The following is a 1128-nucleotide window of genomic DNA, read 5'->3' on the forward strand; positions in this document are numbered from 1 at the left end:
GTCATGGCGAGTGAATTGGAACTGTTCAGCCTTCTCGTCTTCGGTCACATGCTGGCGGACTATCCTTTGCAGGGTGACTTTCTCTCAAAGGCCAAGAACCGATACGCGCCGATTGCCGGAGTGCCTTGGTATCAGGCGCTCGGCGCTCACTCGGCCATTCACGCCGGTTTCGTTGGCATCATCACCGGAAGCATGCTTCTCGCGCTTTGCGAACTCATCATGCACTACCGGATCGATGATGCCAAATGCGCCGGGAAGATTTCATACAATCAGGATCAAGCTCTGCACATCGCCTGTAAGGCGTGGTGGACCGTGCTTGCCGTATGGGTGCTGAAATGACTGAATTGAAACCGTTTCTCGAAGACATGCTTTCTATGTCCACTGGCTCAGACGGTCGCACATTGCAGGTACATTTCTGCCGTCCGGTCACCGCCGATGACCGTAAAGCGCTCATGGATGCCCATAACTTCGCAGTCACCCGCCCCGCGCCTGCCGATCTAAAGGCAGGAGATAGGAAACATTACAAGCTGATACGGAAATCTCTTCAGAATAAGGGCTTGCTGCCTGCCGCTACAGATACGGGACTGGCGCGCTTGTCATTGGTACGCGGCGGTGGCTTGGAGCCTAACCAGAACGGCGATTATATCCGGTTCTCGCAGGCTGATCAGCTATTGGCAGCGGAACGGGCGGAGAAGGAAAAGCTAGAAGCCGCTTGGCTGGAAGCCGAAGGCATTATCTCCGACCTTCAAGCCGACAACGCGGCACTAGTCCACGATCTGAACCGTATCAAAGACCACGAAACAGAACTGGTCAACGACAACGCGGCTAAGGATGCCGCTTATGAACGGCTTGAACAGCAAGCCATAAAAGATCGCAAGTTACGCGACGAAGCGCAGAATGATGCTGACCTTTGGCGGTTTTCTGTCGATATGGGTGATCAACCTTCATTGCTTGTGAAGGTATGGCAGCAGCACAAAGGTCTTGAAGCCGACAACGCGGCGCAGGCGGCGCGGATTAAGGAGTTGGAAGCTCGTTTATTCGATGCAGCAAACGCTGAACCCGGAGAACATCAAGAAATCCTAGATGCTTTAGAAGCTCATAATTCAGGAGAAGAGCAATGACATATTA

2 protein-coding genes are annotated in these 1128 nt (G+C 53.2%); both read left to right on the top strand.

Annotation, left to right across the window (positions count from 1 at the left end; translation table 11 throughout):
- Positions 1-339: DUF3307 domain-containing protein (locus tag FHS76_RS22425; protein ID WP_328700567.1), on the top strand; the 339-nt coding region annotated here is incomplete at its 5' end.
- Positions 336-1121 carry a hypothetical protein gene (locus FHS76_RS22430; RefSeq protein WP_183658549.1) on the top strand — a complete coding sequence of 262 codons (786 nt, stop codon included), beginning with the start codon at positions 336-338 and terminating at the stop codon, positions 1119-1121. The genes FHS76_RS22425 and FHS76_RS22430, both read left to right, overlap by 4 nt.
- The last annotated feature ends 7 nt before the right edge of the window (positions 1122-1128 follow it).

This window comes from Brucella daejeonensis (assembly GCF_014199265.1).
Taxonomy (GTDB): Bacteria; Pseudomonadota; Alphaproteobacteria; order Rhizobiales; family Rhizobiaceae; genus Brucella; species Brucella daejeonensis.

Bases quoted from the DNA above. Each gene is read 5' to 3' on its own strand.
- FHS76_RS22430 (WP_183658549.1), top strand. From the start codon at position 336: ATGACTGAATTGAAACCGTTTCTCGAAGACATGCTTTCTATGTCCACT.